This is a genomic window from Blautia sp. DFI.9.10 (assembly GCF_024461705.1).
GTDB classification, from domain to species: domain Bacteria; phylum Bacillota; class Clostridia; order Lachnospirales; family Lachnospiraceae; genus Blautia_A; species Blautia_A fusiformis.
Genome location: NZ_JANGAA010000013.1, coordinates 90,350 through 96,915, shown reverse-complemented (window position 1 = coordinate 96,915; position 6,566 = coordinate 90,350). Strand labels below are relative to the sequence as shown.

At 39.2% G+C, this 6,566-nt stretch carries 3 protein-coding genes and 1 pseudogene; 1 reads left to right on the top strand and 3 read right to left on the bottom strand.

The genetic code is table 11. The features are described from left to right. Window positions 1-52: 52 nt before the first annotated feature. Together NE671_RS09605 and NE671_RS09600 are read right to left on the bottom strand one after the other, a co-directional pair. Window positions 53-868: pseudogene (locus NE671_RS09605) on the bottom strand (MFS transporter); the annotation flags it as partial. Window positions 869-1,037: 169 nt separating this feature from the next. Further along, complete coding sequence (locus tag NE671_RS09600; protein WP_256163914.1) at window positions 1,038-4,076, bottom strand: glycoside hydrolase family 2 TIM barrel-domain containing protein; 3,039 nt, start codon at window positions 4,074-4,076, stop codon at window positions 1,038-1,040. A gap of 199 nt (window positions 4,077-4,275) precedes the next feature. Here NE671_RS09600 and NE671_RS09595 point away from each other — a divergent pair, with 199 nt between their 5' ends. After that, window positions 4,276-5,139 (top strand): AraC family transcriptional regulator, encoded by an 864-nt coding sequence (locus NE671_RS09595; RefSeq protein ID WP_044961974.1) that lies wholly within the window; start codon window positions 4,276-4,278, stop codon window positions 5,137-5,139. A gap of 121 nt (window positions 5,140-5,260) precedes the next feature. Here the strand turns inward: NE671_RS09595 and NE671_RS09590 are convergent, their stop codons facing one another. Next, complete coding sequence (locus NE671_RS09590) at window positions 5,261-6,517, bottom strand: RNA-guided endonuclease InsQ/TnpB family protein (protein WP_227945541.1); 1,257 nt, start codon at window positions 6,515-6,517, stop codon at window positions 5,261-5,263. Window positions 6,518-6,566: the final 49 nt, after the last annotated feature.

Below are 6,566 nucleotides of genomic sequence, written 5' to 3'. Positions count from 1 at the left end.
GAAAATCGCTATGCCATAGCCTTGGTAGGCCATCGCGCAGCGATTTTGTTCAATTCTTATTTTTCAGTACCCATGTCATGTAATAAATGCCAGCTCCAATCATGGCACTATATAACTGCTGTAAAATATATGTTCCACAAATCATCATGTAATATTTGTTTTTAACAAGAAGCTTGAATGCCTGTACCATTCCGTACTTTTCATTATCATCCTTTACTTCTCCTTCGTTAAGTTCTTCCTCAGGAAGTTCCTTAACTGAAAGTGCTGAAATCGTATTTATGACAAGACCAATGATTGCATAGATAATAGCAACCGTTCTCCATGCCGCAGCATCTCCACCACATTTATCTACAAATCCAACTGTAATCGCCTGAATCAGAAGACTTGTTGAAAACGCAAAAATAAAACGGTAAGATCCCATCTGCACACGCTCTTTGCTGTTCTTTGTAATCAGTGACGTAAGTGCTGAGTAAGCAATATTGTTTGCTGTATAAAACACACCATTTAACAGTGTATAAGAGATAAAGAACCATGCGTATTTAGCCGTTGTTCCAAAGCTGACTGGTACTGCAAAGCAGCAGACCAGCGTAATGGCACAACCAATGTATCCGTATAGCATCCAGGGTTTCGCTTTTCCCATTTTACTGTGTGTTTTGTCAATCATTGATCCAAAAAATATATCCGTAAAACCATCAAATAGTTTTGATACGGCAATCAGGGTACCTACGACACCTGCAGCAAGTCCTACTGAGTCCGTCAGATAGACCATCATAAAAGATGTCAGGAACGCATAGACTACATTACCTGCAATATCGCCTGATCCATATCCAATTTTGTTATACCATTTCAAATACTTTTTTTCTTCCATCGAATTTCTTTGCTCCTCATCTTCATCGCACTTAGAATTTCAAGATGTCTAACAGAGTATGATGTCTAATTCTAGTTTTTTCTCTGTTTTTGTCTGATTGCTCTGTATATCCGGACTTTACATAACAATCAGACTCTCTTTCCTTGTTTACGGGTTACATGAAACTTTATTATCCCTTTACATACGGTATCAGTGTAAACTGAAACCGGAATAATACATCATCAAATCGGTACTGATCCAATACAACTGGACCACAACTATTAGAACCAATGCCATTTAATGCGTAGTCAACGCAAAATACTACACTATCTGATTCTGTCAGTTCATAATTATGCGTTTTCTTCTCAAGTTCTTCCTGCGTATAATAAGAAGCATTGAATGAAAATGCCTTTTCTGCGGATGCCACAATTCCATATCGGCTGTTGTTAAGCTCTACATATTCACAATCATAATGGCTTCCATTTTCCTGTGGACGGATATAGTCCTCATGTAAATCCCCTACATCTGCCCGGTACAAACCGTGGCTCGCAGCCTGATGTTTATCACAATAACTTTCCTGTGGTCCCATTCCAAAGTATCTTACAGCTGAAAGTTTTTTATCCAGGAACATCCTCACACCAAATCTCGGAAGATCCGGGAATTCATCGTCTTTTGTTACTGCAATATCTGCATCAATCTTTCCAGCAGCTTCTATTTTCCATGTAATCGTCACATCAAGAATCTTCTGTACTGTCTCTGCCACAACGGAAGCATGGCTTGTAATCTTCACACCATGTTTTCCCTGCACAACCTCTGTCGTATAGGCTCTTGTGTAAGCCTTATCATAGTGGGCTTTCTTCCATTCAGACTTGATGTACATATCGTTATCTGTTGGAGCTCTCCAAATATTTAATTCCATCGGATGGTTCAAGTATTCCCGCCCTGCGAATTTCATCTCTGTAAAGAGTGCAGTACGTTTGTCTATGGTATAAGCAAATTCACGCCCCTTGATATGAATCTGTGTATCATTTTCATTTACCTGTAATTCAGAGTCCACTACTGTTTTTGGTATCCATTTCTCTGCAAGTTTACATTTTGTATCCTCTTTACTTACCTCAATTTCATCAAATCCAAGAATATGGTCTTTATCCAACAGTGGCAATTCTTTTTTCAGATGGTAAATAAGTTTTAAATAACATTTCCCATTCTCTGGAACATTGATCTTCAGGTTTGTTTTTCCTTCCCCATGTGGTGCCACAGAAAACTCCGGAAGTATGCCTTTGCTGATCACAAGACCATCCTGTGTCAGCTCATAACTGATCTTCACATAATCTTTCAAGTCATCAAAATCCATGTAGTTATGAAGCACCAGTTCTCCGCTTTCTTTGTCATAGGAAATAACCCTTGCCGGTCGATAAACATTCTTGTATTCCAAAAGTCCTGTATGTACCGTTCTGTCCGGATATACTAATCCATCCATACAGAAGTTGCCATCATGAATTTCTTCGCCATGGTCGCCCCCATAAGCATATATAGTCTTTCCATTCTCAGCAGTTCCATGAGCAATCGCATGGTCACACCATTCCCAGACAAAGCCGCCGCACATTTTATCATTATCCTGAATCATCTGGAAGTAATCTTCAAAATCTCCAGGTCCGTTTCCCATGCTGTGACAGTACTCTACCAAAAGGAAGGGTTTGCTTCCATCTTTATCCAGATATTCCTGAATTTCGGAAAGCGCTGGGTACATCCGGCTGTACACATCCAGATTGCTGTAATCATATGTTTCATCATAATTACGGTATCTTGCACTCTCATATTGTGTGATACGGTCTGGATCAAAATTCTTTGTCCATTCCAGTGCTTTTTCAAAGTTGCAGCCATAAGCACTCTCATTTCCCATTGACCACATAACAATACAGAAACGGTTTTTGTCACGTTCCACCATGAGTTTTACGCGATCAACGATTGCCTCTTCCCATACCGGATCATCTGCAATCTTCTCATTCCATCGTTTGAACCGATTGTAATCAGTGTCTTCTTTTCTGTAGATCATAAATGGACCATGAGCTTCAATATCTGCTTCATCTATTACCATGAATCCATACTTGTCACACATTTCATAGAAAAATGGTGCGTTCGGATAGTGGCTGGAACGGATCGCATTAAAATTATGCTGCTTCATTAACGTAAGATCGGTTGTAATCTGTTCCGGATTGATTGTAAATCCAGTAACCGGATCAGAATCATGTCGATTAACACCACGGAATTTAATCTTCTGTCCATTTAAATAAATAACCTGGTCTTTAATCTCTATCTTTCTTAATGCAATGTGATCTACAATTACTTCATTCTCTGTTTCAAGAATCAGTTTATATAGATATGGATTTTCTGTATTCCAAAGTTCCGGACTTGCGATTTCTAATACAGCTGTTCCTTCTTCAGCAATACTTCCTAGTGCTACAACTGCTCCGTTTCTATCTTCAATCGAAATTTTTACATTTAACGGAGAGTAGAATTTCATTTCAATTTCTACTTTCGCAAGCATATCCTCAATTCTTGTTTTAATATGATAATCACTGATTGCCTGTTTTGGGCGTTTCAAAATGTACACATCCCGGAAAATACCACTCATACGGAATTTGTCCTGATCTTCCAAATAGGAACCATCACACCACTTCATTACCAACACTGCCACCGTATTCGTTCCATCCTGAAGTACATCGGTAACATCAAACTCACTGGTCATATGCGAAACCTGGCTGTATCCTATGTAAGAGCCATTGATCCATACGTAAAAGCAACTGTCTACTCCTTCAAAGTTCAAAAAAGATTTTGGCGCTTTCTCATCTCTACTGTACTCAAAAGTATGTACATAGACTCCACACGGAATGTCCTGTGGCACATATGGTGGATCAAACGGAAATGGATACCGGATGTTTGTATACTGGTGTGTATCATATCCAGCCATCTGCCATACACTTGGAACCTGAATCTCATCAAAATTTTCTGTATCATAATTCTTCTCAAAGAAAGAATCCTGAATATCATAGATGCTGTTAAAATACTGGAATTTCCAAGTTCCATTCAATAACTGCATACGATCTGACTCTTCTCTGTGTTCCACCAAGTTATCCATTCTTTTGGATGACGGAATATAATAGGCTCTGGCTGGCATTGTATTTTCGTGCAGTACACTTAGATTTTCATAATAACGTGGTACGATCATAAATAGCTCTCCTCCAATACATATACTTTTTTGTTCTTTGTTTTCCTAAAGCAAACCTTATACTTTACTTTTTGTTTACGTTCCTTAGTTATGCTATATATAGCTTATCCTAATTCGCAAAATATGTCTATGAATTGGATTAGACAAAATATGCACTAAATGATACAATGATAAAAAGTACGAAAAGAGGTGCTGTCCTATGTATTTGAACACCGGTTATTTGAACCACTCACATATGGATTTCAAAGACAAAAGTCGTCCGCTGATTGTAGGTAGCTGTGGTACTTACCGTCTTTCCAGACATCCCAAACTTCCGACCTACCGTCCAAAGGGTCGTCTGGATTATCAGATTATATATATCACTGCTGGTTGTGGGCATTTTCATTTTGATAATGTAAATAATGAAACGATTGTTCCAGCCGGCAACATTGTACTGTACAGACCGAAAGAACTCCAAAAATATGAATATTACGGAGAAGATAAGACAGAAGTATACTGGATTCACTTCACAGGAAGCAATGTGAAAAATATCTTACGTCAATATGGGTTTCCGGATAAAGAACGTGTCTTTCAAGTGGGTACATCTAATGAATATGAACAAATTTTCAAACGTATCATTATCGAGCTGCAACGCTGTCAAGACAATTATGAGGAAATGCTTGTCCTTTTGCTACGTCATCTTCTGATCAGTTTCCACCGGGAACTGACAAGAGAGCACATATTAAAAAATGAATACCTTGATCATGAGATGGATAATGCTGTTACCTTTTTCAGTGAAAACTACAATCAAAATATCAATATTGATGATTATGCTGCCTCACGAGGCATGAGTGTCAGCTGGTTTATCCGAAATTTCAAAAAATATACCGGTTCTACACCAATGCAATTCATTGTGGGAATCCGCATCAACAATGCTCAGATGTTACTTGAAACAACAACTTATTCCATCCATGAGATTTCTAAGATTGTCGGATATGATAACCAGCTTTATTTCAGTCGGCTTTTTCACAAGTTGAAAGGATATTCGCCGAGAGAATACCGAAAAATAAGAAATAGGTTATGAAATCTATAATGTCATAAAAAGTGAACTACTCGGCAACTTAGTTACCAGAGCATCTGAAATCTGGCGGGATACCGCCTTTTTTCAGGGTGCGTCCATGACACCAATACTGCTTGCCTTTCGGCTATACAGCTACTTTTATTACTTCTGGATTTTTTAGTCCGGTTACGGACAGTTCCTTCTGCTTTCCGGATACGGAAAGATATTTCCGCAGGATATTAAATGCGCCTACTGCATCTGCATTGTAGCTTACTCTGTCAGTTATATACATACCCCGTTCTTTTCGGTTTGTTGCTTCTGCATATCTTTTTGATACTTCCGGTGATAACGGGCTGCACTGACTGGTATAGCTTTCCTCCTGTTTTATCAATTGGATCCCATACAGTTTCAGCTTATATCCCAGCATGATATACAGCCTGTTATATGGCAGTCCGTGAAACTTCTGGTTGACCTTATGCCCCATATCTTTCTCTTTACGGATATTTCGGATATCTCCCACAACCACACAGCGGATATCTTCTTTTCTGCAGTATTCTGCAATCCATCTGGTCACTTTATGAAGATAATCCTTCACTGTATTCTGCTTTTTTCTGTAAAGTCTCTGGATATGTTTCGATGATCCTGGATATCTTATCCCTCTTTCCGATTGCTGCGCATACCAAACAGACTGCACTCTGGCGATCTTTTTATGAAAGTATCTTTCCAATGAAAGATATTTCCTTCCAAGGATAAAAGTCCGGCCATTTCCGGAATCATAACAGGTCATCAGATTATGAAGTCCAGGATCAATAGATAAATAATGTCCATTCTGGGAAAGCTGCTCTGGTCCTTCGATCTCATAGATAACGATAAGGTCACATTTTCCGTTTTCCGGCGGATAGATCCGCAATTGTTTTATATGATCCATGTCCCTGAAAATCTTATTTTCAAGATATAGAAATCTTTCATGGATCCCATAGGTTTCTTCCATATAGATTTTCAGATTCTTTGGCAGAGACAGCCGCAGCTGGTCTGAACCTTTCTCATGCCGGATCCCCATCTGCATGTATGTGACCGGGATATTATCCTGTTTAAAACGGGGCGGATTTGGATCTTTGATCCCTCCAGTCTTTTTCAGGACATAGAAAGATCTCCATGCTTTGTCCAGTTGCTTGCAGGTCTCCTGTGCTGTCTGTGACGGAAGCTGCCTGTACCACAGATCTCCTTTATGCGCTTTTTTCTGATAATACCAGTCAGGATACTTTTCCAGTCCCAGCTCTTTATAATGATGACGTTCGTAGTTGCAGACATTCCAGAGTTTGGAAGCTGCATAACACATATGCCCTATGATATTGGAATATTCCGGCCGGATCTTTACAGATGTTCTGTGTGACAGCAGCATTCCTCTTCCCCCTTTGGACAGCTATGCAGATAGAGATCTACACTCCACC

Bases quoted from the DNA above. Each gene is read 5' to 3' on its own strand.
- NE671_RS09600 (WP_256163914.1), bottom strand. From the start codon at position 4,076: ATGATCGTACCACGTTATTATGAAAATCTAAGTGTACTGCACGAAAAT.
- NE671_RS09595 (WP_044961974.1), top strand. From the start codon at position 4,276: ATGTATTTGAACACCGGTTATTTGAACCACTCACATATGGATTTCAAA.
- NE671_RS09590 (WP_227945541.1), bottom strand. From the start codon at position 6,517: ATGCTGCTGTCACACAGAACATCTGTAAAGATCCGGCCGGAATATTCC.